Source organism: Sinimarinibacterium flocculans, assembly GCF_003201205.1.
GTDB lineage: Bacteria > Pseudomonadota > Gammaproteobacteria > Nevskiales > Nevskiaceae > Solimonas > Solimonas flocculans.
Genome location: NZ_QICN01000002.1, coordinates 497,737 through 522,689 on the forward strand (window position 1 = coordinate 497,737; position 24,953 = coordinate 522,689).

A 24,953-nucleotide genomic window follows, 5' to 3' on the forward strand; every position below is an offset into this window, starting at 1 on the left:
GTCCGCAGGACGCGTATCGAGACCGGCACTTGCCGAACCGGCATCCCCGGCCTCGATACACCGCAGGCGGCGCCTGCGGCGCTCGGCCCGAACGGGCGATCTCAGGACCGTTCAGAACTTCCCGTGCCGGCCGTCGCCGCCGGCGAAGCGCGTAGCGCCGCTGAGCGACTCGCCCGACTTCAGCGTCGCCAGGCCACGCTCGAACTCATTGGCGATCGCCGCATCCTGGGTCATGCCCCACTGCTCGTAGGCGCTCGCACGGTCGTTGCGCATGCACTGCTGCGGGAAGGCCGCGATCTGCAGCGCGAGCTTCTCGGCCTCGGCCAGCGCCTGCCCGGCGGGGACCACGCGGTTGGCCAGGCCCATCGCATAGGCCTCCTGCGCGTCGACCGCGCGACCGGTCAGGATCAGGTCGAGCGCGCGGCTCATGCCGATCAGCCGCGGCAGCCGCACGGTGCCGCCATCGATCAAGGGCACGCCGAAGCGCCGGCAGAACACGCCGAACACCGCGCTGACATCGGCCACGCGCAGGTCGCACCAGCACGCCAGCTCGATGCCGCCGGCCACCGCGTAGCCGGACACCGCCGCGATCACCGGCTTGGACAGGTGCAGGCGCGACGGCCCCATCGGCCCGTCGCCGGCGGCGTCGATGCGGTTCGCGCGTGCCGGCGCCGTGCCCAGCGCCTTCAGATCGGCACCGGCGCAGAAGTGACCGCCGGCGCCGGTAAGGATCGCCACGCGCAGCGCGTCGTCGGCGTCGAAGGCGCGGAACGCCTCGGCGAGCTGCTGCGCCGTCGGCCCGTCGACGGCGTTGCGCGCCTGCGGGCGATTGATCGTCACCACCACGAGCGGCTCCCGCCGCTCGACGAGGACGCTGGCTTCGGACATGGGGCACTCTCCATTACATGATTTTGTGGCAAGTATCGTCTTGTGTAATATTTCTGTCCATGCCGTCAGCTCGCATATTTCTGTAATGACTTTGCACCCACCCAAACCGCGATCGCTGATCCTCAACCTCCTGCTGGCCGCAGACGACGCGACGCTCGGCGCGCGCGAGGCCATCGGCGCCTGCGCGCTGTTCGGCATTCGCGAAAACAGCGTGCGCGTGGCCCTGGCGCGGCTGTCGGCCGCCGGGCTGGTCGAGGCCGCAGAGCGCGGCCGCTATCGCCTGGGTCCGGCCGCCGCCGGGCTGGCCGGCGAAGTCGCGAGCTGGCGCGACGCCGAGCAGCGCACGCACGACTGGCACGGCGAGTGGATCGCCGTGCATGCGCCGCCGCGACTGCGCGGTGCACGCAGGACACCGCACGAACACGAACGGGCGCTGGCGATGCTGGGTTTGCGCGAGCTCGATCCCGGCCTGCACCTGCGGCCCGACAATCTCGCCGGCGGCGTCGACGGCGTGCGCAAGCGCCTGCATGCGCTCGGACTGGACGAGGGCACCGCGGTCTTCGTCGTCCGTGACCTCGACGCAGCGGGCGAGGCGCGCGCCCGCGCCCTGTGGGACGGCAAGCGGCTCAACCGGCTGTATCGCGAACGACGCACCGCGCTGGAACGCTGGATGGCGCGGGCACCGGGCTTCGATCTCGACGTCGCCGCGCGCGAGGCCTATCTGCACGGCAACGAGGCGATCCGCCAGCTCGTCTTCGATCCGTGGCTGCCGGCGCCGCTCGTCGACATCGCCGCACGCCGCGCCTTCGTCGACGCCGTGCAGCGTTTCGACGATTTCGGCCACCGTATCTGGCGGCAACTGCACCAGCTGCCGCTGCCCACCGGCGCCGCCCATGGCGCCCGGGCCCTGCATTGATCTGCGGACCACCCTCATGAACGACGCCAACCCGACCACCCGCCTGCGCCCGCGCGACCTGTTCACGCCCGAGCAGATCGCCCACCTCACCGCGCGCTCCGACCTGCGCGGCGCGTGGATGGTGCTGTCCACCTGGGCGACGATCGCCGCCTGCTTTGCCGTGCTGGCGATCTGGCCGTCGGTGTGGACCTTTCTCGCCGCCGTGTTCGTACTCGGCGGTCGTCAGCTCGCGCTGGCGATCCTCGCGCACGAGGCCGCGCATCGTCTGCTGTTCCGGACGCCGCAGCTCAACGAATGGATCGGCGACTGGCTGTGCGCACGCCCGATCTGGAACGACGTGCCGCGCTACCGCCAGCACCATCTGCGGCATCACACGCAGACCGGCACCGAGGCCGATCCGGACCTGAGCCTGGTCGCGCCGTTCCCGACCACGCGCCGTTCGCTGGTCAAGAAGGCCCTGCGCGATCTGAGCGGCCAGACCGCCGTGCGCCGCATCGGCGCGCAGGTGCTGATGGATATCGGCGTGTTCGACTACACCGTTGCCGCCACCGTCACGCGTCGCCCGCGCGGCGAGCGGCGCTGGACCGACTACGCCCTTGAAGGGCTGCGCAACATGACGCCGATGCTGGCGGTCAACGCGGCGCTGTTCGGCGTGCTGCATGCCTTGGGGATCGGCTGGACCTTCTGGGCCTGGGTCGCGGCCTACATGACCACGTTCAGCCTGTTCATCCGCATCCGCTCGATCGCCGAGCACGCGTGCATGGAACGCAGCGCCGACATGCTGCGTAACACGCGCACCACGCGCGCCGGCTGGCTCGCGCGCCTCACCGTCGCACCGATGAACGTGAACTACCACCAGGAACATCACCTGATGGCCTCGGTGCCGTGCTATCGCCTGCCGCAGATGCACCGGCTGCTGCGCGCCAACGGGGTCGTCGACGCGCCGGGAAGTTATCTGGATGTGATGCGCGCGGCCGGCGCGCGCGGCTGACGGAGTCGCGGACGACTCAGCGCGTTCCGGACGCGCGCTCGGACAGCACGCGCTCGCCTCGTTGCGTCAGCACGAGGTGCCCCTGCGCATCGAAGTGCACGCAGTCGTGACGCGCCAGCGCGATCACGTCGTCCATCAGCAGCAACAGGTTCTCGGCGTCGTCGCCGCGGCGATGGATTCTGCGCATCAGGCCGACCTGCATGTCGGTCAGGCTGTGTGAAGGAATCATGTCCGTGCCCCCAAGTCCCGGGGCCGCCCGCTCACGGGTTCGTCCCCTGCCACCGCCGGCATCCACTGCCCGCTTCATCAAGAAGTCACAGCCCGGCTTTCATACTTCATGGTTGAACGCTTGACAAGTTTTTCATGACAGCCGTCGGGGGGCCGACATGGCAGAAAATGCCGCTGCCGCAAGCCACGAAAAGCAGCTCTACAACCTGATCTGGCAGCTCAAGCTGCAGGCGGAACGCTCGCTCACGCTGCGGGTCGGCACATTGCGCCAGCTGCTTGCCGATCCGGACAAGCTGGCCGAACTGATGAGCCTGTCGGAAGCCAGTGGCGATCCGGCGCTGGTGCGGCTGGTCCAGGACATCCGCAAGGCCCAGCAGGCCCCGGCCGCCGGAGCGCCGTCCCGCTCCGGCAGCCGCGGCGCGTTGTGGGGTTTCGTGGCCGCTGCCCTTGGCGTCGTGCTGATGCTGGTGTGGTGGATCGGTCGCGGCGACGGGACGCCGGCCCCGCAGGCCGTTGCCACCGTGGCGTCGACCGCCGCGAAACCCGCCGTGGAATTGCCGGAACGTCGCGTATTCCGCCTGCACGGATCGAACACCGTCGGCGAAAAGCTGGCGCCGGCGCTGATCGAAAGCTGGATGAAGGCCAGCGGCGCGGCCGCGGTCGAGGTCGTCGACGGCGCGAAGGCCGTCGAGCGCACCGTCGTCGGCCGCTTCCCGCAGAAAGGCGAGCGCTGGACCGTCGAACTGCACGCGCACGGATCGAGCACCGCATTCAAGGACCTGGGCAGCGGCACGACCGACATCGGCATGTCCTCGCGACGGATCAAGGACACGGAGGTCGCGTCGCTGAAGCGCCGCTACGGCGATCTCTCGGCGGCCGGTGCGGAGCACGTCGTCGGCCTCGACGGGCTCGCCGTGATCGTGCACCGCTCGAACCCGCTGGCCGCACTGACCAGCGCCGACGTGGCGCGCATCTTCGCCGGCGAGATCCGCGACTGGGGCGAGGTCGGTGGCACCGCCGGGCCGATCGAGCTGCACGCGCGCGATGACGTTTCCGGCACCTACGACACCTTCAAGAGCCTCGTGCTCGAGGCGCACGGCAAGTCCCTGTCGGGTACCGCGCATCGCTACGAGTCGTCCACCGAGCTGTCGGACCGCGTCGCCGCCGCACCGGCGGCCATCGGCTTCATCGGCCTGCCCTACGTGCGCAACGCCAAGGCGCTCGGCATCGCCGAAGAGGCCGGCACGCTGCCGATCGTCCCGACCTCGTTCACCGTCGGCACCGAGGACTACCCGCTGTCGCGGCGCCTCTACCTCTATGCGCCAGCCCAGCCGGCGACCCCCGAGGCCGCGAGCTTCATCGCGCACGCGCTGTCGACCACCGGCCAGGACGTGGTCCGGGACGTGGGCCTGATCTCGCAGAACATCTATGCGCAGAACGTGGCGCCCGACCCGACGCTGCCCCGGGACTACGTCGCGCTCACCGACGGCGCCGAACGCCTGTCGCTGAACTTCCGCTTCCGCCCGGCCAGCTACCAGCTCGACAACAAGGGCCAGCGCGATCTCGACCGCATGGTCGAGTTCCTGTCCCGGCAGCCGACGCGCACGCCGATGCTGCTGGGCTTCACCGACAACTACGGCGAAGTCGGCGCGAACGTTGCACTGTCGCTGGAACGCGCCCGCGCCGTCGAACGCGAACTGCAGGCCCGCGGGCTCTATCCGCGCATCGTGCGCGGCTTCGGTCCGGCGATCGCCGTGGCCTCCAATCGCACCGAGTCCGGGCGCGAGAAGAACCGTCGCGTCGAGGTCTGGCTGCGCTAGCCCTGCGCCGCCAGTGGCGGCCGTGTGTGGCGACCGCGCGCCTGCCGGTGTACCGTCGCGCGCACAACAGACCGTGCTGGACGGAGAGCGCACATGCGAAACACCACCCGGACGATGGCGCTGGGCGCCGCACTGCTGCTGGCGGCCTGCGGCGGCGATTCCGACTCACGCGGTGGCAGCGACGTCGCGTACAAGTGCGCGTTGCCGCAGGCCGGCGAAGACTTCGCGACTGCCGACGGCGCGACGCTGAATCTCGACGAGACCGCGGTTGCCGACGCACTGCAGTACGCCAACCAGACCAACGCGCTGTCCATCCGTGTCTATCGTCACGGCTGCCTTGCCGGCGAAGGCCTGCTCGATCCGCTGACCGGCGAAGTGCCGAACAACGTCTGGAGCACGACGAAGGGCGTCGTCTCCATGCTCACCGGCCGCGCCTTGCAGCTCGGCCTGCTCGACCTGGATGACCCCATCGGCAAGTACATTGCCGAGGCCGACGCCGAACACGGCGCGGTGACGATCCGGCAGATGCTCACGCAGAGTTCTGGCCTGCGCTTCGTCTGGACCGGCGATCTGAATCCCGCCAATCCCGACGAGGTGCAGTACACCCTCGCGCTGCCGTTCGACTTCGAGCCCGGCACCGAATTTACCTACGGACAGACCACGGTCTCCCTGCTCGCGCATGCGGTGGAACGCGCCGTCGGCGAGGACCTGCAGGCGTTCGCGCAGCGCGAACTGTTCGACAAGGTCGGCATCGTCCGCGACGACTGGTTCTGGCTGCGCGACCGCGCCGGCAACACCCACGGATATGCCTACCTCTTCATGGCGCCGAAGGACCTCGCGCGCCTCGGTCACGTGATGCTCGACGGCGGTCGCTGGAGCGGCGAACGCCTGCTGCCGGCCGGCTACGTTGCCGAGGCCGGCGCACCCTCGCCGACCAACGGCTTCTACGGCTACCTGCTGTGGACCAATGCCGGCGACAGCGGCTACACCGTCGAGATTCCCGACAGTCGCCCGCTGCAACGGCCGCTGATCGCCTCGGCCCCGCGCGACCTCTACGCCTTCGTCGGCTTTCTCGACCAGATCATCTTCGTCATCCCCAGCCTCGACATGGTCGTCGTGCGCACCGGTCTGCCCGGCAACTACGAGCTGGACCCGCAGGAGATGATCACCGCCCACGCCGGCCGCTGGATGCACGAATTCTTCCGGCTGCTGATGCGCGGCGTGCAGGACCAGGCGATTCCCGACCCGGGCCCGTACACCGGCAACGGCCCCGTCGCGCTCGATCTGCAGTACTTCGTCGACCCGAACACCATCCTCGGCAGCCTCGCCCTGGGCCCGCAGGCTCCCGAGGGCTGCAACGTGCTCGGCTGCGACGGCGGCATCAGCTACGAAGGGCTGCTGCAGAGCTTCCAGGATGCGCTGACCACGCTGCTCAATCCCTTGCTGCCGGACGGCTGAGGCCGCCGGCATCCGCAAGGCCGCGCACGTTGAAGACCGGCACCGGCTCGCCGAGGCCGCGAATCGATTGCTCTCCACGATCTTCGGCATCCGCGTCGCCGACTGTCGCCAGCACCTCGCCCGAAGCCAGCACCTCGCCGTCCGCGGCCATGGCGCACAGGCGTGCGGACAGATTCGTCACCGTGCCGATCGCCGCGTACTGCCACTGATCGCCGAAGCCGATCGTGCCGACCGTCGCCTCGCCGCTGGCGACACCGATTCCCAAGCCGAGATCGTGTCCGCGACCGAGCCAGGTCTGCCGCAGCGAGCGAAAGCCCGACTGCACGCGCAACGCGGCGCGCAGCGCCCGCGTCTCGGCATCCGGCACCGCCTCCGGCGCGTTGAAGAACGCCACCATGCCGTCCCCCGCAAACCGTTCGACCGTTCCGCCACAGTCCTCCACCGCCGTGCCGACCATCGCGTAGTAATCGCGCAGTAGCGCGATGACCTGCTCTGGGTCGGCCGCATCGGAGAAGGCGGTGAAGCCACGCAGATCGAACGCGCAAACCGTCACACGGGCGCGACGCGGCTGCAACAACTCCTCGCTGCCACTGTTGAGGACCATCTTCGCCACACGATCCGGCAGGTAGTTGCGCAGGCGGATCAGCTGCCGGTTGCCGCGGTAGAACCACGTGATCCCCACGATCACGTACAACACCATGCACAGCATGCACACCCATGCTGCGAATGGCCCGACATCCGCAACGAACGACGCACCCAGCACCAGCACACCCAGCACGGTGCCAAGGACGAAAGCCACGAATCCACGCAATGCGGACGCCGCGCCGCCGACCGCAGCCGAGTTGAACAACTGGAAGAACAGCAGGCTCGTCGCCGGAATCAGGCTGCCCGAAACGACAACGGCGAAGACGCCGAAACCCGCGCTGTCCACGAGAATGTTGCGATAGCCCGCCCGGCGCGGATCGTCCGCCCACCGCGTATGCAGGATCGCAAGCACCGGCCAGCACAGCGACCAGCCGACAACCCAGAGCCAGACCAGCGGCGACGGATCACGCGGATACAGACACGCGACCATCATCAGGCAGACCAGCGCCCATCCGAAAACGCGCAAGGGGTTCGTCATGCGGACGAACCACGGCAGGCGTGCGCGGTCTACTTCAGCGCCCAACGCCGGCGTTAAGGCGCAAACTCGCCGGAAGCGCCATGCCGGCCGGAACCTGCTGCTATGCGCGCCATCGCTTACTCCGACGCTGTCGATGGCGTATCGAGCTTGTCATGAATGAACTCGATGACCAATTCCGGAAAGCTCTGATAGACATATCTTTGGGTTGCATGGATCGCTGGCCACACCTCATCCCCCTTCTCGCCGCTGAGCAACGCAATCCAATGAGTCGGAAAGTACCTGCTGAGCATGCCGAGAATGTAAGAAAGCATGTAGGTGATAGCCATCTGTGAATAGCGCGATTCCGACGAAAGAGGTTTGACAAGGTGAAGTGAAGGGATTGATCCGAACATCTTGTGAACGTAGGTATGCATGTACTGCGGCGGATGACTCTTGAATGTTCCGGAGTCGCATTTCAAGTCGAACCAGTCGCCGCTCCTCGTTAGCGAGAATCCAAGATCAGCGTAGCTGTCTTTGAATGAATCTAGGTACTTTGCGGAAACCTTGGCATGGAAGCCGCCGCTTTCCGAGTAGGTCATCTCGTTGATCGACGCGTAATGGGACTCATGGGATGCGCGATGGTGCTGCGCTTGAAGATCTGGGACCCGAGACATCAGCTCGCCGAGCGAAAACTCATCCCCGGTGGGCGGGATTTTGTACGACAACCCCCAATCGACAGCTCCAGACTGCACATGCATGCAAATGTGATTGCTGGTTCCATACAAGAAGTCTGTGAACAAGCCAGAGCACGTCTTAATCTTTAGGTGTCCCAATGCAGATAACCCCGCGGTCAGGTCCACACCGAGAACGGTACGCCATCCGAGTGTTTCGATCCCATGTCCCGCGACCAACGATTCCTCTCCTTGAGTTCGTTTCAGAAGAAGAACAACTGCTCGGCTAAGGCTTGCTACTCCATAGAATGTCAGTAGCGGCTTTACTGAGTCATTTGAATGCTCCGCGTTCCTGAAGAACTCGCGGGCTTGTTTCGCGGAGGAATTGATCTCCTTTGCTCGACGTGCGCTCAGTTTGCGACCCGTGATCTGCTGATGCCACTTGGCCGCCACATCGCGGCTTTCCAGTGAGAATAGAAGCTGCCAACAGTCATCTCTCTGAGTCATCGCAGAGCCGTGATTCGCTCAAGCGCATAACGCCCGGGCTCACGCGCGGACTCGCCGGAGCGCAGTGGAGGCGAGGCCGTCGCGTGGAGCACCTGGTTGGACGCCACTACGCGCCCGCCTCTGTGCTTTTTGCCAACGCAAGCTCATATGCAAGTTTGCGAGCTATGGACGAAGTCCCGGAAAGGTGCGGGAGATAGTAGGTCCCTTTTGTCACTCTGTACTCCAGTCTCTTGTCTGCGTAATCGAATGACAGGAGGTCGACTACCCCAGCTTCCATTGCTTCTATTTCGATGATTTTCTCCAAGCCATTATCTCTGGCGCACTGCAGTAGCGCCTTGAGGTTATGGCCATACTCTCTCAGCCTCAGCATCTCGATTGACATGCCCTTGTGAAGCAAAAAGGCCTTGAGTGATAGCTCGATCGAGCGGCCTAGCAGAAAGAAGGCCGGCAGCGACACTCCTTGAGCTTTACTCAGCACAAGATCGGCCGCGGCCCAAAACTCCTGGGCGTGCTTGATGAAGCCCTCCGGGGTTTCGCCTGTAGCTGTCATGGCGTCCAACGCCAACTAGCCTTGATGTATAACTCGCCAGCCCTGACGCACAACTCCAGAAGAAGTCGGGAAAGCCATTGATTGCACAAGCTCGGCTAATGCCGATTGCGCTAACGCGAGTGCTAAGTGCTTCATCCGCAACGCCTCCCTTGTCGCCGCGCGGAGCGTGGTCCGCGAATGCTGGTCGTCGTCAGATCGCCGCCGGGGCGGGCCGGTGTGCTGATTTAAGACCTGTCCGGCGCTTCGGGCAAGCGGAAGGCAAGACTTGTCGCGCATCAAGGCGCGGGACTACGCTGCCGACATGCCGGCACACACCCTCCTCCAGACCCGCACGCTCTCGGTGATCGACTACCGCTGTACGGCGGGGCCGGGGGACCGGCCGTTCACGGAAGTGTTTCCGCGGCATTCGGTGTCGTTCGTGCGCGCCGGCAGTTTTGGTTGCCGGGCGCGCAACCGCAGCTATGAGCTGGTGACGGGCGCGCTGCTGGTGGGGCGTACCGGCGACGAGTATCTGTGCACGCACGACCACCATCACGGCGGCGACGAGTGCCTGTCGTTCCAGTTCGAGCCTTCCGCGCTCGATGCGCTGTGCGGCGACGCCAAGGCGTGGCGCGCCGGGTGGATGCCGCCGCTGCCGCAACTGATGGTGCTCGGCGAACTGGCGCAGGCGGCAGTGGACGGCCGCAGCGACATCGGTGCGGACGAGGTCGGCATGGCGCTGGCGTCGCGCTTTCTCTCGCTGCAGTCCGGCCGGCCTGCGAAGGCAGTCGATCCGCGTGCGGCCGACCGCCGGCGTGCGGTGGAGACAGCGCTGTGGATCGACGCACATGCGCACGAGCCGCTGGACCTCGATGCCGCGGCGCGCGTGGCTGGCTTGAGCCCGTTTCACTTTCTGCGGGTGTTCTCGCGCGTACTCGGCGTCACGCCGCACCAGTATCTGGTGCGCGCAAGGTTGCGCCGTGCGGCGGCACTGCTGGCCGACCCGGCACGCGCGGTGACGGACATCGCCTACGACGTCGGCTTCAACGATGTCTCCAACTTCGTGCGCAGTTTCCATCGTGCGGCGGGCGTCTCGCCCGGCCGCTTCCGTCGCGCCGCGCGGGGCGGCCGCAAGATTTTCCAAGATCGGCTCGCCGCGTCTGCCTAGCATCGTCTCCGTTCACCCGGAGACGCATATGTACGATCACATCGGTTTGCACGTGAAGGACCTCGCGGCGAGCAGCCGCTTCTACGGCGCCGTGCTCGCGCCGCTCGGCCTGGTGGCCGACGCCTCGGGCAGCGGTTTCGGCCCCGCGGGTGCACCGGCGCTGTGGCTTTACGAGGGCTCGAAGGGGGGCGGAAAGAACGAGGCGGGCACGCATGTGGCTTTTCGCGCGGCCACGCGCGTTGCGGTCGACCGTTTCCACGCGGAAGGACTCAGGGCCGGCGGGCGCGACAACGGCGCGCCGGGGCTGCGCATCGATTACAGCCCGACCTACTACGCCGCGTTTCTGATCGATCCCGACGGCAACAACGTCGAGGCCGTGTGCATGGAGCCGCGCTGATGGCCAGCGTCCGCCGCGAGGTGTTGCTCGACGCGCCGGCCGATGCGGTCTGGGATGCGGCGCGCGACGTCGGTGCGCTGCATACGCGGCTCGTACCCGGCTTCGTCACCGACACGCGCGTCGAAGACGGTGCCCGCATCGTGACCTTCGCCAACGGCATGGTGGCGCGCGAGCTGATCGTCGATGTCGACGACGCTGCCCGGCGCATCGCCTGGGCCGCAGTCGATACGCCGATGACGCACTACAACGCCTCGTTCCAGGTGCATGCGCACGGCGATGGCGCACACGGCATCTGGATTGCCGACCTGCTGCCGGACGAGCACGCCGACATGGTCGCCGGCATGATGGAACAGGGGTTGGAGGCCATGCGGCGAGCATTCGCCGGAGAAGGCGGACGAGTGTCTGCATAGCGCCACATTCCTGACATCGGCGCCGGCCTAGGATGCACGGCCGGGCGGTGCTGCCGAGGTGAAGCTGCCAAGGGTTGCGGCCGTGCGGTCACGATTCCTCCCGGGAGCCAACGGATGTCAGACCTTGCCGCCGCACCGTCGGCGCCCGCCTCCGGCACGGGTGCCCTGTTCACGCTCAATCGCTTCTTCGCGGCGCTGCTGCTCGCCGCGACCGGGTACTTCGTCGTCTGGGGGCTGGGCTACACCAACCACAACCACGTCACGCTGTTCGTGCTGGCGACGCTGTTCGGCGTGTTCATGGCGTTCAACATCGGCGGCAACGATGTGGCGAACTCCTTCGGCACCAGCGTCGGAGCCGGCACGCTGACGATCAAGCAGGCGCTGATCGTGGCTGCCGTGTTCGAGGTCAGCGGTGCGGTAATTGCCGGCGGCGAGGTGACCAAGACGATCCGCGGCGGCATCGTCGATCTGTCGAAGATGGCCATCGCACCGATGGACTTCGTCTACATCATGATGTCCGCGCTGATCGCGGCGGCGCTGTGGCTGCTGTTCGCGACGAAGAAGGGTTATCCGGTCTCGACGACGCATTCGATCATCGGCGCCATCGTCGGCAGCTCGATCGCGCTGGGCGTGATCGTCAGCGGCGCCGACAGTGCGCTGGCGCTGGTGCAGTGGGACAAGATCGGCCAGATCGCGGTGTCGTGGGTGCTGTCGCCGGTGCTCGGCGGGCTGGTGTCGTACGTGCTGTTCTTCCAGATCAGGAAGCACATCCTCAACTACAACGACGAGGCGGAGCAGCAGATTCTCCGCATCCGCGAGGAGAAGCGCGCGCACAAGCGGCACCACAAGGAGGCCTTCGAGCGCCTGGACGAGCTGCAGCGGATTTCCTACACGCACGCCATGGCGCGCGACGTGCAGGTGATGAACGACGACGACTTCGAGGCCGACGAGCTGGAGTCCGACTACTACCGCGAGCTGCACCGCATCGAACGCAAGCGCGAGGAGATCCACGCGCATCGCGCACTCGAGAACTGGGTGCCGCTGATCGCCGCGCTGGGCGCGATGATCATCAGCTCGATGCTGCTGTTCAAGGGCCTGAAGAACATCGACCTGGGACTGACGACGCTGCACAACTACCTGATCATGGGCATGCTCGGAGCCGCGGTGTGGATGGCGGTGTTCATCTTTGCCAAGACGCTCAAGGGCTCGTCGCTGAGCCGATCGACCTTCCTGCTGTTCAGCTGGATGCAGGTGTTCACCGCTGCCGGCTTTGCCTTCAGCCATGGCTCCAACGACATCGCGAACGCGATCGGTCCCTTCGCCGCAATTCTCGACGTGTTGCGTACCGGCGAGATCGGCGCGCAGGCGGCGGTGCCGACGGCCGCGATGATCACCTTCGGCATCGCGCTGGTGGTGGGCCTGTGGTTCATCGGCAAGGAAGTCATCGCCACCGTCGGTCACAACCTGACGAAGATGCACCCGGCGTCCGGTTTCTCCGCCGAACTCGCCGCCGCGGCCGTGGTGATGCTCGCGTCGCTGCTCGGCCTGCCGGTGTCGAGCACGCACATCCTGATCGGCGCGGTGCTGGGCATCGGCCTCGTCAACCGCCAGACCAACTGGGAGCTGATGAAGCCGATCGCGCTGGCCTGGGTCATCACCCTGCCGGCGGCGGCCATCCTCAGCGCCGTGGCCTTCGTCACGCTGCGCAGTATCTTCTAGCCCGGGAGCGACCATGAGCGAACGCAGCCCGCCGCCGTCCGCCTACGAGAACCTGCTGCGCGACGAGTTCCTCGACAACCTCGACGAGGAACTGGAGATGGAGCTGGACGACGCGCGCCTCGATGCGCTCGCCGCCGAGCCGGCGTCCGGCGATACCGACCGGCGCAGCTACTTCCGTGAGCTGCTGCGCCTGCAGAGCGAGCTGGTGAAACTGCAGGACTGGGTGGTCGAGCACAAGCTCAAGGTCGTCGTGTTGTTCGAGGGGCGCGACGCCGCCGGCAAGGGCGGTGCGATCAAGCGCATCACCCAGCGCCTGAACCCGCGCGTCTGCCGGGTCGCGGCGCTGCCGGCACCGAGCGACCGCGAGCGCACGCAGTGGTACTTCCAGCGCTACATCGCACATCTGCCGGCCGGCGGCGAGATCGTGCTGTTCGACCGCAGCTGGTACAACCGCGCCGGCGTCGAGCGCGTGATGGGCTTCTGCAACGACGACGAGTACGAAGAGTTCTTCCGCAGCGTGCCGGAGTTCGAGCGCATGCTGATCCGCTCCGGCATCGTGCTGATCAAGTACTGGTTCTCGATCACCGACGACGAGCAGAACCGCCGCTTTCTCGCGCGCATCCACGACCCGCTCAAGCAGTGGAAGCTCAGCCCGATGGACCTGGAATCGCGCCGGCGCTGGGAGGCCTACACCAAGGCCAAGGAGCTGATGCTCGAACGCACGCACATCGCCGAGGCGCCGTGGTGGATCGTCGAGGCCGTGGACAAGAAGCGCGCACGCCTCAACTGCATCCATCACCTGCTCGCACAAATTCCGTACCGCGACATCGAGCGCGAGCCGGTGCATCTGCCGGAGCGCGTCCATCACGCGGACTACCTGCGCAATCCGGTGCCGCCGGAGATGTTCGTGCCCGCGGTCTACTGAGCCCGGTTCCCGCCGTCAGCCGCCGCCGAAACGCCTGAGCGACTGGGCGACGGCCTTGGCGCGCTCCACCTCGCGATTGCGCGGCGGCGCCAGCGTGACCAGCGAAGACATCAGCGTCCGCGCCACGTCGGTCACCTGCTCGACGGCAAGATCGAACGCCGCTTCGTTGATCTTCGACGGCCGGTTGAAGCCGCTGAGCTTGCGCACGAACTGCAGCGCCGCGGCCTGAATCTCCTCGTCCGTCGCCGGCGGGTCGAAGTTGAACAGCGTCTTGATGTTCCGGCACATGGAGACCTCTCCGGTCGTCAGGGCGATTCGGCTTCCAGCTCGACCCGAGTCTTGGCCGCGTAGCACCGTCTGGCAAGCCGAGCGGCGCGAACTGCTCCCCCGCAAAAGGGGCCTCGAAGCGAGTGTCATGGGAGCTTCTGCCAAGTTGTTTTGACAGTATTAAGTTAATGGCGTTAAATCGACTCATGGCCCGTCCACCCCTGACCGATGCGGAGCGCGACCAGCGCCGCGACGCGATCCTCGCGGCGGCCATGGCCGTGTTCGAGGGCGACGCCTCGACGGGCTGCGCCGGCGGGCTGGGGGCGGTGAGCTTCCGCAGGATCGCCACGGTTGCCGGCTGCAGCTACGCCACGCCGTACAGCTACTTCGCCAACAAGGCGGCACTGATCGACGCCTTGCGCGCGCGGGCGTTCGTGTGGATGGAGCGGATCATGCGCGATGCGATCGCACCCTTCGATTCGGCCGACGACCGACTCGATGCGCTCGCCACCGCCTACGTCCAGGCGGCGCTCGAACGGCCGAACCGCTACGCGCTGATGTTCTTCGCGCTGGAGGACGCCGAGGCGTCGACGCCGTCGCTGGAACTCAAGCGGGCCAAGCGCGACGCGCTGGACGTCTGCACGCAGGTGATCGCGGCGGGCCAGGCCTCCGGCGACTTCCCCGCAACCGTCGACCCGCTGACAGCCGCACACGTGTTCTGGTCTGCCGCGCACGGCGTCGTGTCGCTGCAGGTCGCCGGCCAGTTCGTGATGGGACGTGATGTTCAGACGCTGATTCCGACGCTGATCCGTGTGCTGCGCAGCGGACTGGAGCACATGCAGCCATTGGAGAAGGGCGGCGAGTTCAGGAAGACCGCCTGAAGGAGATCCTCATGAGACCGTCAGACCAACCGAGCAGGATGCCGCTTCCCCGCGCCGTGCCTTTCGAGTTCCCGGACGACATCGATCCGGCATGGATTCCCGGCCAGCCGGAACTCAGCGCGATGTTCAATGGCGCATCGCTGACGATGCCCTACCTCGAACCCTTCCTGATCCGCACGATGCGCGAGGCGATCCAGCGCCTGGACGATCCGGCGATTCTCGAGGAAGGCCGCGCCTTCAATACGCAGGAGCAGTTCCACTACCAGGCGCATCGCCGCTTCAACGAGATCATCAAGGCGAAGGGCTATCCCGAGCTGGCGGAGGTGGAGGACGCGATGAAGGCCTCGTACCAGCGGCTGTCCCGGCGCAGCCTGCAGGTGCGCATGGCGTACACCGCAGGGTTCGAGTCGATGACGCTGGGCGTGACCAAGTGGCTGATCGGTCACCGTGTGGCGCTCTTCGCGGGCGCCGATGCGCGTGTGGTGTCGTTCGTGCTGTGGCACATGGTCGAGGAGACCGAACACAAGTGCGTGGCCTACGACGTGTATCAGGCCCTGTTCGGCAGCAGCCCGCGCGCCTGGTGGTATCGGATGATCGGCGTCGCACACGGCTCGATCGACGTGATCCGCTGGTCGATGCGCGGCTACAAGGTCATCCTGCGCAAGAACGGCCTGTGGGGGAAGCTGCGCTCGCGGCTGAGGCTGGCGCGCGAGCTGGCGCGCGCGTCGGTCCACATCATTCCGTTCCTGCTGCACGCCATGTTGCCGGGGCACAGCCCGCGGCGGGAGCACGATCCGCAGTGGGTGCTGGACTGGATGTCGGCCTACGCCGAGGCGCCGGAGGGCTTCGTGCCGCTGGTCGACACCCGCGATCCTTCGATGCCGGTGCCGTTCGCGGCGACCGCGATCCGCGCGGGTGTCCCGGCATGAGCGGCCTCGTGCCGCGAACCCGTCGCCAGCTCGTCGGCCACGGTGCGCTGCTGATCTTCGCCGGCGGCGTGATCGGTTTCGGGTTCCTGTTCTTCCTGATCGGTCGCATCGAGCTGTGGCCCATTCCGGGCAGCATCGACTACCAGCTGCCCGGCACCTACGACGCCTGGCGCATGGCGCACATGGAAGCGATCGTCAACGGCGCGCTGCTGTGGATCACCGCCGCCGCGCTGCCGCTGCTGCCCTTCTCGGCCATCGGCCAGCGACGGACCGGACTGTGCATGATCGTGGTCGCATGGACGATCGTCGTCGCCTCGATGCTCGACCCGCTGTTCGCCGACAGCCGAGGCCTCGCCGCGGGCGGGCCCGTCACCAACAATCTCGCCTTCGGGCTGTTCTACGTGGGCGTTGGTCTGGTGATGATCGTGACGGCCGTGGTGGCCTGGAAATCGCTGTTCGGCCGCGATGCCGACGGCGATTGTTCGGCCGCGAATCGGGAATCCGCATGAACGCCGTCCGCGGCTTTCTGGTCCTGGCGACGATCGCGATCTACGCGATGACGGTCACCGTCGTCATCGGTCACGGCGTGAACTGGCCCGCCGTGGCCGTCGGCGATCTGCTCGACCTCAACTGGAGAAGCCAGTTCGACCTGGACTTCATCCTCTACCTTCTGCTGGTGTCCACCTGGATCGTGTGGCGCGAGGGCGCCACCGCACGCGCCTACGTCTTCGGTGTGCTGAACTTCATGATGGGCGGCATGTTCGCGTTTCCGTACCTGCTGCATGCCAGCGTCGCCGCTCGTGGCCGGGTCCGGACCGTGCTGCTCGGCGTGCACGACTGACGCGAAGCAGGACCTCAGCGCTCGACGAACACGTCCCCGGACAACTGCCGGTATTGCATCCGCAGCAGCAGCGCGCCCCACACCCAGGACGTCAGCATCAGCAACGCGCCGGTCATCTGCGCGAGACCGGCCAGGCTGCGGTCGAGGTGCAGCGCACCGACCGCGGCAAGGAGGTTGTGCCAGTCGTGGCGCAAGGCGCGGGCCTGCGCCATCTCTTCCGACCACTCGCCGACCAGCGGCAGTGCCAGCGCACGGGCATCCGCGATGTAGGGCGCGACGTCGATGACGTTCTGGCCGCACCACCACAGGCACACCGCGGCGGAGAACGGCTGGTGCTGCCGGAAGACGAAGTACGCCGCGAGCATCAGCGGCAGCAGGCACTGGAACAGGCTGCCGCCGAGAAACATCATCCACTCGCCGAACGGCATGAACAGCAGGTGCCCGAACTCGTGGAAAGCGAGATCGACGTTGTGCAGGAACGAGTACATGACCCGGCCCTCGGCAACCGGCTGGGCAATGAACCACACGCCCCAGACGACGATCGCCGCGAGCACCAGACAGCGGCCGACGAAGGCGGTCTGGTCGACACGCTCGGGCGTATACCACAGCGCACCCCACAGCCGCGCCCGCCACGGCGGCTGCGCGAACTGCGCGCGCTCGGCGGCGTGTTCCGCAGCCATCGCGGCCCGCGCGCGACGTTGCAGGAACTTCTCGTAGTAGACGCCGCACCTGGGACACTCTCCGGGCGCGGACGCGTCCTCCGGGCGCCGCAGGTAGGCGCACTTCGGACAGGGATCGTTCCAGACGCCGCTCACCCGGCGGACGCCCAGGCGCGCAGCTCGGCCTCGTGCCGGCGGACCAGGTCGCGCCCCTCCTCGATCGCCTCGTCGGCGCGGTGGAAATCCATCAGGGCGTAGTCCTCCAGCAGCGGGATCAGCGTGATCTCCGGCGGATCGCCGGCCATGCGGCTGCGGGTGATGCGGTCCTGCATGATGTTGATGCTGGACGCGACGACGTCGAACAGCCCCGGGTGCTCGGGGTCGCTGCTCTCGAAGTAGCCGATCACGCGCTGCCAGAAACCGCGGCTGTGCCGCCCGCGTCCCTTTGCGTCCTCCGGGCCTGTCGCGACGCTGAGCGCCTGCTCGGTGCTGGCGGCGGCTTCCTCGGCGGCGCTCTCGGCATCGACCTCCCGTTCGACAAGCTGCCGGCTGGCACGCGACAGATGCGCGCCGACGAGCTGCGCGTTGAGGTTCACCGCGATGACGACGTCGGCACCGAGCGCGCGGGCGGCCGAGACCGGCACGGGATTGACCAGCCCGCCGTCGAGCATCCAGCGATCGCCATGCTTGACCGGCGAGAACACGCCAGGCAGCGCGCAGGACGCACGCGCAGCGGTCAGCACCGGCCCCTGCGTGATCCAGATTTCGCGGCCGGTCGCCATGTCCGTGCAGACGCTGGCATAGCGCTGCTCCAGCGCCTCGATGTTCGGATTGGCGTGCCGCTCGTTGAACGAGCCGAACAGCTTCTCGCCGCGCACCACGCCGCCGGAGAAGGTGAAGTCCATCAGGCCGACGACATCGCGCACGGTGAGCTTGCGCACCCAGTCGGCGAGATCGTCCAGCTGCCCGGCGACGTAGACCGCACCGACGAGTGCGCCGATCGAGGTGCCGGCGACCACCTGCGGCCGGATGCCCATGGCCTCCAGCTCCTGGATCACGCCGATGTGCGACCAGCCGCGCGCCGAACCGCTGCCGAGGGCGAGGCCGACGGCCGGCCCCTGGATCTGATGCTTCATGCCTGACGAGCTTCCTGCGTTGCCGGCAACTATCGTAGCGCCACCCTCGCCGGCCGCCGAGCCGGAAGATCCCGGCGCGAGGGGTCGATCCGGTGTGTCGAGATTTATTGTATGATGAACGTCATTTCATAGGCTCCGGCATGCGCTACGACGCAGAACACAAGTTGCGGACCCGCGAGCGCATCCTGCGCGAGGCGGCCAAGGCCATCCGCGCCGAGGGACCGCACCGCGTCGGCGTGGCTGCGGTGATGCGCCAGGCGGACATGACGCACGGCGGCTTCTACGCGCACTTCGACTCCAAGGAAGCGCTGATCGCCGCGGCGATCGAGCGCATGTTCGAGGACTCGCACCGGCAGTGGTTGCGCAGCACCGAGGGCCGCGAACCCGCCGAAGGCCTGCGCGCCTTCATTGATTACTACCTGTCGCCGCAGCACCGCGACGCCCGGCGGCTCGGCTGTCCTATTCCGGCGCTCGCGGCCGACCTGCCGCGACTGCGGCCGCGTTGCACACAGGCCTATGCCGCCGGCGCGCGCCGGCTCATCGACGCGATGGCCGGACATCTGCACGCGCTCGGTCACGACGATGCCGGCACGCTCGCGGGTTCGGTGATGTCGGAACTGGTCGGCGCGCTGTCGCTGGCGCGCGGCGAGCCGGACCGCGGGCGTTCCGACGCGCTGCTCGACGCCTCGCGACATCACATCTTCCAACGTCTGAAACTGGAGCATTCATGAGTCTGGTCAACGAAGTGGCCGTCGGCGCCGACGGCCTGGCGCAGATGCGCGCATTGATCGCCTCCGGCCGCAAGCCGGGCATCGCGCAGTCGCTGCACTTCGATCTCGTCGAGGTCGAGTCCGGACGCGCGGTGTTCGCCGGCACCCCGGGCGAGCACGCCTACAACCCGATCGGCAGCGTGCACGGCGGCTATGCGGCGACGCTGCTCGATTCCGCCTGCGGCTGTGCCGTCCACACGCGCCTGGACGAGCAGCAGGCCTACACGACGCTGGAGCTGAAAGTCGCATACCACAAGGCGATCACGCGCGACACCGGCCTGCTGCGCGCCGAGGGCCGCGTCGTCACCATGGGGCGACGGGCCGCCTTCGCCGAAGCCACGCTCAAGGACGCCGCCGGCAAGCTGTACGCCTCGGCGACGTCGACGCTGCTCGTGTTTGCGCGCTGAGCCGCGATGCTCTCCGGGCCCGTCCATGCCGCACTGTCGCGGCGCGGCATCCACTACGGCTGGATCGTCGCCGCGACGACATTCCTGACGATGCTGATCATGGCCGGCGCCGTCGGCGCGCCGGGCGTGTTCATCGTGCCGCTGCAGCGCGAGTTCGGCTGGGACGCCGCCGAGGTGTCGACCGCGCTCGCCGTGCGCTTTGCCCTGTTCGGCCTGATGGGGCCGTTCGCGGCCGCGTTCATGAACCGCTACGGACTGCGCCGCGTGATGCTGGTCGCGCTGGTCATCGTCGGCTGCGGCCTGCTGCTGTCGCTGCGCATGTCGCGGCTGTGGGAGCTGGTCCTGCTGTGGGGCATCGTCGTCGGCTTCGGCACCGGCCTGACGGCCGTGGTGCTCGGGGCCACGGTGGCGACGCGCTGGTTCGGCGCACGCCGCGGCCTGGTCGTCGGCCTGCTCGCCGCGAGTTCGGCCACCGGCCAGCTCGTGTTCCTGCCGCTGCTCGCCGGCGTCACCGAGGCGCTCGGCTGGCGCGCCGCGCTCGGCATCGTCTGCGCAGCGCTGCTGCTCGCGGCCGTCGTCGTCAGCCTGCTGATGCGCGACCGCCCGGCCGACCTCGGCCTGCCGCCCTACGGCGAGCGCGCGCTGCAGCCGGCGCCGGAAGCGGCGGCATCGCTCGGCGCGCTGCTGCTCTCGCCGCTGCGCGTGTTGCGTGACGCCGCCGGCAACCGCGCGTTCTGGGTGCTGTTCGGCACCTTCTTCATCTGCGGCGCCAGTACCAACGGCCTGATCCAGACGCATTTCATCGCGATGTGCGGCGACTACGGCGTGCTCACCGTCAGCGCCGCCGGCGTGCTCGCGCTGATGGGCGTGTTCGACTTCGTCGGCACGGTCGGTTCCGGCTGGCTGTCGGACCGCTACGACAACCGCTGGCTGCTGTTCTGGTACTACGGCCTGCGCGGCCTGTCGCTGGCCCTGCTGCCGCTGACCGACTTCTCGATCTACGGCCTGACGATCTTCGCCGTGTTCTACGGCCTGGACTGGATCGCCACCGTACCGCCGACGGTGAAGCTCGCGGTGACGCACTTCGGCGCGGCGCAGGCGAACATCGTGTTCGGCTGGGTGTTCGCCGGTCACCAGCTCGGCGCCGCGGCAGCCGCCTATGGCGCCGGCCTGAGCCGCGTGCAGTTCGCCAGCTACCTGCCGGCCTTCGTGATCGCCGGCCTGCTGTGCCTGCTCGCGGCGCTGCTGATCCTGACGCTCGCTGCGCCGGGCAGCCGGTCCGCGCCGGTGCCGGAGCCCTCCGCCGCCTGACCCGGCCGCGCCTGCGTGGCATGCTGCCCGCCGGACACCGGAGACTCACGCATGCGCCAGATCGTCATCACCGCCGCCGGCGGTCCCGACAAGCTCGTCGTCCGCGACGCCGCGGACCCCGAGGTCACGGCCGGCTCGCTGCGCATCCGCGTACGCGCCAGCGGCATCAACTTCGCCGACATTCTCGCGCGCAAGGGGCTCTACCCGGACGCGCCGAAGATTCCCTGCGTGGTCGGCTACGAGGTGGCCGGAACGGTCGACGCGGTCGGCGACGGCGTCGAGGCCGGCTGGGTCGGCAAGGACGTGCTGGCGATGACCCGTTTCGGCGGGTATGCCGACACCGTCGTCGTGCCGCTGGATCAGGTCTTCGAGAGGCCGGCGTCGCTGAGCTTCGAACAGGCCGCGGCGATTCCCGTGAACTACCTCACCGCGTGGCAGCTGCTGGTGACCATGGGCGCGCTGAGCGCCGACGAGACCGTGCTGATCCACAACGCCGGCGGCGGCGTCGGCCTCGCCGCGATCGACGTCGCGCGTCACATCGGGGCGCGCATCATCGGCACTGCCAGCGCCGGCAAGCATGCGTTCCTCAGGGAGCGTGGCCTGCACGAGGCGATCGACTACCGCACGCAGGACTGGACGCCCGAGGTCGCGCGTCTGACCGGCGACCGCGGCGTGGAGCTGATCACCGACCCGCTCGGCGGCAAGCACTGGAAGAAGAGCTACGCGGCACTGCGCAGCACCGGCCGGCTCGGCATGTTCGGCATCTCGGTGGCCACCGAATCGAAGCTGTTCGGACCGCTGCGCTTGCTGCCGGTCGCGCTGGGCATGCCGTTCTTCCATCCGATCGCGCTGATGAACAGCAACCGCTCGGCGTTCGGCGTGAACCTGGGGCACATGTGGCACGAGACGGCGAAGCTGCGGCCGTGGATGCAGGCGATCCTGCAGGGCGTCGCCGACGGCTGGGTGCGACCGCACGTCGACAGCGTCTACCCGTTCTCCGAGGCCGGCAAGGCCCAGCAGCACATGGAGCAGCGCCGCAACATCGGCAAGGTGGTGCTCGTGCCGGACTGAGCGGCACGCGCCCGTCGATGCGCGCTCAGTGGCGGTCCACCTTGCCGCCGTAGAAGCGCGGATCGTCGCCGCTGAGCGGGATCGCGAAACCCAGTTCGAGTTCGAAGTTGACGAGCCGACGCGGCCGGAAGCGCAGACCGAGGTTGAGGCTGAGATTGGGCGAATCGAACAGGTCGCGGGTATCCCAGCCGGCATTGCCGAGTTCGAGGCCGACGGTCCAGCGCAGGCTGTCCCAGATCATCGGCCGCATGAAGTCGACGTGCGCCAGGTAGTAGCTGTTGCCTTCGAACGCGCGCCGCTCGTAGCCCTTCAAGCCCTCCGAACCGCCGAGCGAGAACAGGGCGCGCCGATCCACCGCGTTGTTGGCCAGCCCCAGGGAGGCGCCGAAGGAGAGCTGCTGGTGGGCACGCACACCGACCAGCACGCCCTCTTCCCAGCCGGCGCGCAGGATCGTGTAGCTGTAGTCCGAGAGCAGGTCGTCCTTGGCGACTTCGAGACGGGAACTGAACACGCGGCCCTCGTTGCTGAAGATCCAGTCGTGCTCGTTGCGATAGCCCAGCTCGGCGACGAGCGCCTGGGTGACGCCGAAGCTGTCGGCAACACTCTCATCCGAGACGCTGTGGTCGCGGAAGACCGTGCCCAGGCCGACGCTCCAGCCCTGGCTGGGACGGTCGGGCAGGCCGAAGATTCGTGTGGCGACGGCCTCGACCTCGTCGATGGTCTCGTCGTAGAGCGCCGCTCCTTCGAACGGAATCACGTTGTGCGCCACGCCGACGCTCAGGCTGTCGCGCTCGCCCAGCAGGAACGGGGCGACGTAGCTCGCGCGCACGCTGACATCGCGGCCGCGATCGTCCTCGCGCGTATCGCGGCTGCGGCCGATCAGGCGCAGGCTGTGGTTGAGCCCCCACAGATTGCTCAGGCGCGTCTCCAGCCCGATGCTGTTCTGTCCGTCGGAGTTGGCCGATAGGCGCGGATAGACCTGCCAGTACCATTTCTCGCGCACGCGGAAGATCAGGCGCACGCCCTCCCCGTCGGGTTCGACGACGGCCTCCACCGAGCGGAACAGGCCGAGACTCTGGATCTCCAGCCGGCTGCGCTCGACCGCCTGCGCATCGTAGGCCTCGCCGACCTGGACGCCGACTTCACGCGCCAGCACCTCGTCGCGCGTGACGTCATTGCCCTCGAAGACGATGGCGGTGATGCGTCGCCCGCCGTCGCCGTGCGCGGGCATGCACAGGCACAGGCTCAACGCGGCGCCGCACAGTGTCGACCATCGGTTCATGTGTCGCTCCGGCAGGCACCGAGCACATCGCCCGCCGCGCGGTAGGCGTCGGTGCCGACGTCGAACAGGCCGAGCACGATGTCGAACAGGTTGTCGTGGCTCAGCGGCCGCGCCGCCTGCCGCGCAGCGCAGTCCCGGTCGATCCGCAGCGCGTCGGTGAAGGATGCGCCGAACCAGGCCAGCATCGGCACGTGCTTCTGCGCCTCCGGGGCGAGCGCGTAGGGGAAGCCGTGCAGGTACAGGCCGCTTTCGCCCAGGCTTTCGCCGTGATCGGAGACGTAGAGCATCGCCACGTCTGCGATGCCGGTCAGCGACTGTAGCGTGCGGATAACGTCGGCGAGCACGTGATCGGTGTAGCGGATGGTGTTGTCGTAGCCGTTGACCAGCGCTTCGCGTTCGCAGCGATAGGCTTCGTCGAGCGTGCAGACGGGTCCGAAGGCGGCGAACGCGTTCGGGTAGCGCCGGTAATACGACGGGCCGTGACTGCCTAGCTGGTGCAGGACCACGAGCTGATCCCCCGTCTGGCTCAGCAGTCGCTCGCGCAACCCGGCCAGCAGGATCTCGTCGTGGCATTCGCCGCCGTCGCAAAGCCGCGGATCGGCTGCCTTCGAGAGCTGTTCGCTGGGCACGCGCGCACACACGCCCTGGCACCCGGTGTTGTTGTCCCGCCACGACACGGCGACGCCGCCACGTGCGAGCACATCGAGCAGGTTCTCCTGCCGCCGGGCGTCCTGCCGATCGAAGGCCTCGCGATCCAGCCGCGAGAACATGCACGGCACCGAGACCGCGGTCGAGGTGCCGCAGGACTGCACGTCGTCGAAACGCAGCAGGTCGGCAACGTTCTCCAGCTCGGGAGTGGTCTGCCGGTCGTAGCCGTAGAGCGAGAAGTGGTCGGCCCGCGCGGTCTCGCCGACGACCAGCACGACGATGCGGCGCCGCCCCGCCACCGGCCGCGGGTCGACGCGCGTCGCGACCTGCGCCAGCTCGGCAGCTTCCGCGACACCGGACACGCTCTGCAGCGCGACCTCGAAGGCAGAAACGACCGGCAGCACGGGGTTCGGATACTTGCGAACCGCCGAATGCTCGCGCGCCCACAGCGAGGCGTCCTTGTAGTCGAGTGCGAGGACCGACGACGCGGCCGCCCACAATGCAACAGCGATTCCGAGACGGCGCAAAAGGCCTGAGACCCAGCGGTCGCCGCGCAGCGGAATCCACCACAGCAACAGGATCGGCAGGCCCGCGAACACCAGCAGGCGAACGAGCAGGTCCGCCGTCAACAGTTCACCCGCCTCGCCCGCATCGGTCCGGGTGACATTGACGATCATCTGCGTATCGACGACCACGCCGTAGCGGCTCATGAAATGGTTGGCCGCCACGGCGACGACGATCAGCAGGGCCACGTTGACGCGGTACAGGGGCCCGACGCAGACCAGCGCCGCCAGCGTGAACGTGCCCGCGACGAGAATCAGGAACAGCGTCAGCAGGATCAGTAGTTCGGACCAGCCGAGCGCCCGTGCATCGACGAGACCGGTCATCGCCCACAGCGCGGTGTTTTGCGTGCAGGCCAGGTAGATGCTGACGATCAACAGCAGCGTCGCGCCGGTGGGTCGCGGCAGCGCGCGCCGGAACCTCGCGGCACGGGCCGCGCCCGGAGAACGGACGGCCACACC

27 protein-coding genes are annotated in these 24,953 nt (G+C 67.7%); 17 read left to right on the top strand and 10 right to left on the bottom strand.

What is annotated here, in order from left to right:
- Positions 1 to 111: 111 nt before the first annotated feature.
- Positions 112 to 888, bottom strand: coding sequence for a crotonase/enoyl-CoA hydratase family protein (locus C8D93_RS06035; protein WP_110264251.1), 777 nt, complete (start codon positions 886 to 888; stop codon positions 112 to 114).
- Between the two features lie 91 nt (positions 889 to 979).
- Here C8D93_RS06035 and C8D93_RS06040 point away from each other — a divergent pair, with 91 nt between their 5' ends.
- A complete protein-coding gene (locus tag C8D93_RS06040) occupies positions 980 to 1,804 on the top strand; it encodes a PaaX family transcriptional regulator C-terminal domain-containing protein (protein ID WP_380732145.1) in 825 nt (274 codons plus the stop codon).
- Between the two features lie 16 nt (positions 1,805 to 1,820).
- The gene (locus C8D93_RS06045) at positions 1,821 to 2,795 is read left to right on the top strand and encodes a fatty acid desaturase family protein (protein ID WP_110264369.1); all 975 of its coding nucleotides are present in this window, start codon (positions 1,821 to 1,823) and stop codon (positions 2,793 to 2,795) included.
- 16 nt (positions 2,796 to 2,811) lie between these two features.
- Here C8D93_RS06045 and C8D93_RS06050 read toward each other — a convergent pair whose 3' ends face one another.
- Positions 2,812 to 3,024 carry a hypothetical protein gene (locus C8D93_RS06050; RefSeq protein WP_146216525.1) on the bottom strand — a complete coding sequence of 71 codons (213 nt, stop codon included), beginning with the start codon at positions 3,022 to 3,024 and terminating at the stop codon, positions 2,812 to 2,814.
- Positions 3,025 to 3,181: 157 nt separating this feature from the next.
- On the opposite strand from C8D93_RS06050, the gene C8D93_RS06055 reads away from it, so the two are divergent.
- The gene (locus tag C8D93_RS06055) at positions 3,182 to 4,843 is read left to right on the top strand and encodes a phosphate ABC transporter substrate-binding/OmpA family protein (protein ID WP_110264254.1); all 1,662 of its coding nucleotides are present in this window, start codon (positions 3,182 to 3,184) and stop codon (positions 4,841 to 4,843) included.
- A 93-nt stretch (positions 4,844 to 4,936) separates the two neighbouring features.
- Positions 4,937 to 6,301 (top strand): serine hydrolase domain-containing protein, encoded by a 1,365-nt coding sequence (locus C8D93_RS06060; RefSeq protein WP_110264255.1) that lies wholly within the window; start codon positions 4,937 to 4,939, stop codon positions 6,299 to 6,301.
- Here C8D93_RS06060 and C8D93_RS06065 read toward each other — a convergent pair.
- The 3 genes from C8D93_RS06065 to C8D93_RS06075 form a co-directional block, all read right to left on the bottom strand.
- Complete coding sequence (locus C8D93_RS06065) at positions 6,276 to 7,424, bottom strand: adenylate/guanylate cyclase domain-containing protein (RefSeq protein WP_110264256.1); 1,149 nt, start codon at positions 7,422 to 7,424, stop codon at positions 6,276 to 6,278. The two genes, C8D93_RS06060 and C8D93_RS06065, sit on opposite strands and share 26 nt — an antisense overlap.
- 116 nt (positions 7,425 to 7,540) lie before the next feature.
- Positions 7,541 to 8,581 carry a YaaC family protein gene (locus C8D93_RS06070; RefSeq protein ID WP_110264257.1) on the bottom strand — a complete coding sequence of 347 codons (1,041 nt, stop codon included), beginning with the start codon at positions 8,579 to 8,581 and terminating at the stop codon, positions 7,541 to 7,543.
- Between the two features lie 106 nt (positions 8,582 to 8,687).
- Positions 8,688 to 9,131: a hypothetical protein gene (locus C8D93_RS06075; RefSeq protein WP_110264258.1), complete on the bottom strand. Its 444-nt coding sequence runs from the start codon at positions 9,129 to 9,131 to the stop codon at positions 8,688 to 8,690.
- Positions 9,132 to 9,432: 301 nt separating this feature from the next.
- On the opposite strand from C8D93_RS06075, the gene C8D93_RS06080 reads away from it, so the two are divergent.
- The 5 genes from C8D93_RS06080 to ppk2 all read left to right on the top strand — a co-directional run bounded on the left by C8D93_RS06080 (position 9,433) and on the right by ppk2 (position 13,729).
- Complete coding sequence (locus C8D93_RS06080; protein WP_110264370.1) at positions 9,433 to 10,278, top strand: helix-turn-helix transcriptional regulator; 846 nt, start codon at positions 9,433 to 9,435, stop codon at positions 10,276 to 10,278.
- A gap of 28 nt (positions 10,279 to 10,306) precedes the next feature.
- Positions 10,307 to 10,675: a VOC family protein gene (locus tag C8D93_RS06085; protein WP_110264259.1), complete on the top strand. Its 369-nt coding sequence runs from the start codon at positions 10,307 to 10,309 to the stop codon at positions 10,673 to 10,675.
- Entirely contained in the window at positions 10,675 to 11,085 is a 411-nt protein-coding gene (locus tag C8D93_RS06090) for an SRPBCC family protein (protein WP_110264260.1), read from the top strand. The genes C8D93_RS06085 and C8D93_RS06090 overlap by 1 nt, the downstream gene beginning before the upstream one ends.
- A gap of 114 nt (positions 11,086 to 11,199) precedes the next feature.
- Entirely contained in the window at positions 11,200 to 12,804 is a 1,605-nt protein-coding gene (locus C8D93_RS06095; protein ID WP_110264261.1) for an inorganic phosphate transporter, read from the top strand.
- A gap of 13 nt (positions 12,805 to 12,817) precedes the next feature.
- Positions 12,818 to 13,729 (top strand): polyphosphate kinase 2, encoded by a 912-nt coding sequence (ppk2, locus tag C8D93_RS06100; protein WP_110264262.1) that lies wholly within the window; start codon positions 12,818 to 12,820, stop codon positions 13,727 to 13,729.
- A 15-nt stretch (positions 13,730 to 13,744) separates the two neighbouring features.
- On the opposite strand, the gene C8D93_RS06105 is transcribed toward ppk2, so the two are convergent.
- On the bottom strand, positions 13,745 to 14,017 hold the full coding sequence (locus tag C8D93_RS06105; RefSeq protein WP_110264263.1) for a DUF2277 domain-containing protein: 273 nt from the start codon (positions 14,015 to 14,017) through the stop codon (positions 13,745 to 13,747).
- 185 nt (positions 14,018 to 14,202) lie between these two features.
- Between C8D93_RS06105 and C8D93_RS06110 the strand changes: the two genes are divergently transcribed.
- Genes C8D93_RS06110 through C8D93_RS06125 form a run of 4 tightly spaced genes read left to right on the top strand, consistent with a single transcriptional unit; the run spans position 14,203 to position 16,647 of the window.
- Positions 14,203 to 14,877: a TetR/AcrR family transcriptional regulator gene (locus C8D93_RS06110; RefSeq protein ID WP_170123920.1), complete on the top strand. Its 675-nt coding sequence runs from the start codon at positions 14,203 to 14,205 to the stop codon at positions 14,875 to 14,877.
- 38 nt (positions 14,878 to 14,915) lie between these two features.
- The gene (locus C8D93_RS06115) at positions 14,916 to 15,806 is read left to right on the top strand and encodes a metal-dependent hydrolase (protein ID WP_170123921.1); all 891 of its coding nucleotides are present in this window, start codon (positions 14,916 to 14,918) and stop codon (positions 15,804 to 15,806) included.
- 8 nt (positions 15,807 to 15,814) lie between these two features.
- Positions 15,815 to 16,315, top strand: coding sequence for a styrene oxide isomerase (locus C8D93_RS06120; RefSeq protein ID WP_146216526.1), 501 nt, complete (start codon positions 15,815 to 15,817; stop codon positions 16,313 to 16,315).
- On the top strand, positions 16,312 to 16,647 hold the full coding sequence (locus C8D93_RS06125) for a hypothetical protein (RefSeq protein WP_110264267.1): 336 nt from the start codon (positions 16,312 to 16,314) through the stop codon (positions 16,645 to 16,647). The genes C8D93_RS06120 and C8D93_RS06125 overlap by 4 nt, the downstream gene beginning before the upstream one ends.
- Positions 16,648 to 16,661: 14 nt before the next feature.
- Here C8D93_RS06125 and C8D93_RS06130 read toward each other — a convergent pair whose 3' ends face one another.
- A complete protein-coding gene (locus C8D93_RS06130; protein WP_110264268.1) occupies positions 16,662 to 17,462 on the bottom strand; it encodes a zinc ribbon domain-containing protein in 801 nt (266 codons plus the stop codon).
- A complete protein-coding gene (rssA, locus tag C8D93_RS06135) occupies positions 17,459 to 18,442 on the bottom strand; it encodes a patatin-like phospholipase RssA (protein ID WP_110264269.1) in 984 nt (327 codons plus the stop codon). The genes C8D93_RS06130 and rssA overlap by 4 nt, the downstream gene beginning before the upstream one ends.
- A gap of 140 nt (positions 18,443 to 18,582) precedes the next feature.
- Here rssA and C8D93_RS06140 point away from each other — a divergent pair, with 140 nt between their 5' ends.
- From C8D93_RS06140 to C8D93_RS06155, 4 genes are read left to right on the top strand one after another with little or no spacing between them, the layout of a single operon-like run.
- Positions 18,583 to 19,173 (top strand): TetR/AcrR family transcriptional regulator, encoded by a 591-nt coding sequence (locus C8D93_RS06140; RefSeq protein ID WP_110264270.1) that lies wholly within the window; start codon positions 18,583 to 18,585, stop codon positions 19,171 to 19,173.
- Positions 19,170 to 19,619, top strand: coding sequence for a PaaI family thioesterase (locus tag C8D93_RS06145; RefSeq protein WP_110264271.1), 450 nt, complete (start codon positions 19,170 to 19,172; stop codon positions 19,617 to 19,619). The genes C8D93_RS06140 and C8D93_RS06145 overlap by 4 nt, the downstream gene beginning before the upstream one ends.
- Positions 19,620 to 19,625: 6 nt before the next feature.
- Entirely contained in the window at positions 19,626 to 20,930 is a 1,305-nt protein-coding gene (locus tag C8D93_RS06150) for an MFS transporter (protein ID WP_110264272.1), read from the top strand.
- A gap of 51 nt (positions 20,931 to 20,981) precedes the next feature.
- Positions 20,982 to 22,001 carry a synaptic vesicle VAT-1 family membrane protein gene (locus C8D93_RS06155; protein WP_110264273.1) on the top strand — a complete coding sequence of 340 codons (1,020 nt, stop codon included), beginning with the start codon at positions 20,982 to 20,984 and terminating at the stop codon, positions 21,999 to 22,001.
- A 25-nt stretch (positions 22,002 to 22,026) separates the two neighbouring features.
- Here C8D93_RS06155 and C8D93_RS06160 read toward each other — a convergent pair whose 3' ends face one another.
- Together C8D93_RS06160 and C8D93_RS06165 are read right to left on the bottom strand one after the other, a co-directional pair.
- The gene (locus tag C8D93_RS06160) at positions 22,027 to 23,283 is read right to left on the bottom strand and encodes a POTRA domain-containing protein (protein WP_110264274.1); all 1,257 of its coding nucleotides are present in this window, start codon (positions 23,281 to 23,283) and stop codon (positions 22,027 to 22,029) included.
- The gene (locus C8D93_RS06165; protein ID WP_170123922.1) at positions 23,280 to 24,950 is read right to left on the bottom strand and encodes a phosphoethanolamine transferase; all 1,671 of its coding nucleotides are present in this window, start codon (positions 24,948 to 24,950) and stop codon (positions 23,280 to 23,282) included. Before C8D93_RS06165 ends, C8D93_RS06160 begins: the two co-directional genes overlap by 4 nt.
- Positions 24,951 to 24,953 lie beyond the last annotated feature (3 nt).

Excerpts from the sequence above, each read along its gene's own strand:
- C8D93_RS06035 (WP_110264251.1), bottom strand. The coding sequence starts at position 888 with ATGTCCGAAGCCAGCGTCCTCGTCGAGCGGCGGGAGCCGCTCGTGGTG.
- C8D93_RS06045 (WP_110264369.1), top strand. The coding sequence starts at position 1,821 with ATGAACGACGCCAACCCGACCACCCGCCTGCGCCCGCGCGACCTGTTC.
- C8D93_RS06050 (WP_146216525.1), bottom strand. The coding sequence starts at position 3,024 with ATGATTCCTTCACACAGCCTGACCGACATGCAGGTCGGCCTGATGCGC.
- C8D93_RS06055 (WP_110264254.1), top strand. The coding sequence starts at position 3,182 with ATGGCAGAAAATGCCGCTGCCGCAAGCCACGAAAAGCAGCTCTACAAC.
- C8D93_RS06060 (WP_110264255.1), top strand. The coding sequence starts at position 4,937 with ATGCGAAACACCACCCGGACGATGGCGCTGGGCGCCGCACTGCTGCTG.
- C8D93_RS06065 (WP_110264256.1), bottom strand. The coding sequence starts at position 7,424 with ATGACGAACCCCTTGCGCGTTTTCGGATGGGCGCTGGTCTGCCTGATG.
- C8D93_RS06070 (WP_110264257.1), bottom strand. The coding sequence starts at position 8,581 with ATGACTCAGAGAGATGACTGTTGGCAGCTTCTATTCTCACTGGAAAGC.
- C8D93_RS06075 (WP_110264258.1), bottom strand. The coding sequence starts at position 9,131 with ATGACAGCTACAGGCGAAACCCCGGAGGGCTTCATCAAGCACGCCCAG.
- C8D93_RS06080 (WP_110264370.1), top strand. The coding sequence starts at position 9,433 with ATGCCGGCACACACCCTCCTCCAGACCCGCACGCTCTCGGTGATCGAC.
- C8D93_RS06085 (WP_110264259.1), top strand. The coding sequence starts at position 10,307 with ATGTACGATCACATCGGTTTGCACGTGAAGGACCTCGCGGCGAGCAGC.
- C8D93_RS06090 (WP_110264260.1), top strand. The coding sequence starts at position 10,675 with ATGGCCAGCGTCCGCCGCGAGGTGTTGCTCGACGCGCCGGCCGATGCG.
- C8D93_RS06095 (WP_110264261.1), top strand. The coding sequence starts at position 11,200 with ATGTCAGACCTTGCCGCCGCACCGTCGGCGCCCGCCTCCGGCACGGGT.
- ppk2 (WP_110264262.1), top strand. The coding sequence starts at position 12,818 with ATGAGCGAACGCAGCCCGCCGCCGTCCGCCTACGAGAACCTGCTGCGC.
- C8D93_RS06105 (WP_110264263.1), bottom strand. The coding sequence starts at position 14,017 with ATGTGCCGGAACATCAAGACGCTGTTCAACTTCGACCCGCCGGCGACG.
- C8D93_RS06110 (WP_170123920.1), top strand. The coding sequence starts at position 14,203 with ATGGCCCGTCCACCCCTGACCGATGCGGAGCGCGACCAGCGCCGCGAC.
- C8D93_RS06115 (WP_170123921.1), top strand. The coding sequence starts at position 14,916 with ATGCCGCTTCCCCGCGCCGTGCCTTTCGAGTTCCCGGACGACATCGAT.
- C8D93_RS06125 (WP_110264267.1), top strand. The coding sequence starts at position 16,312 with ATGAACGCCGTCCGCGGCTTTCTGGTCCTGGCGACGATCGCGATCTAC.
- rssA (WP_110264269.1), bottom strand. The coding sequence starts at position 18,442 with ATGAAGCATCAGATCCAGGGGCCGGCCGTCGGCCTCGCCCTCGGCAGC.
- C8D93_RS06140 (WP_110264270.1), top strand. The coding sequence starts at position 18,583 with ATGCGCTACGACGCAGAACACAAGTTGCGGACCCGCGAGCGCATCCTG.
- C8D93_RS06145 (WP_110264271.1), top strand. The coding sequence starts at position 19,170 with ATGAGTCTGGTCAACGAAGTGGCCGTCGGCGCCGACGGCCTGGCGCAG.
- C8D93_RS06150 (WP_110264272.1), top strand. The coding sequence starts at position 19,626 with ATGCTCTCCGGGCCCGTCCATGCCGCACTGTCGCGGCGCGGCATCCAC.
- C8D93_RS06155 (WP_110264273.1), top strand. The coding sequence starts at position 20,982 with ATGCGCCAGATCGTCATCACCGCCGCCGGCGGTCCCGACAAGCTCGTC.
- C8D93_RS06160 (WP_110264274.1), bottom strand. The coding sequence starts at position 23,283 with ATGAACCGATGGTCGACACTGTGCGGCGCCGCGTTGAGCCTGTGCCTG.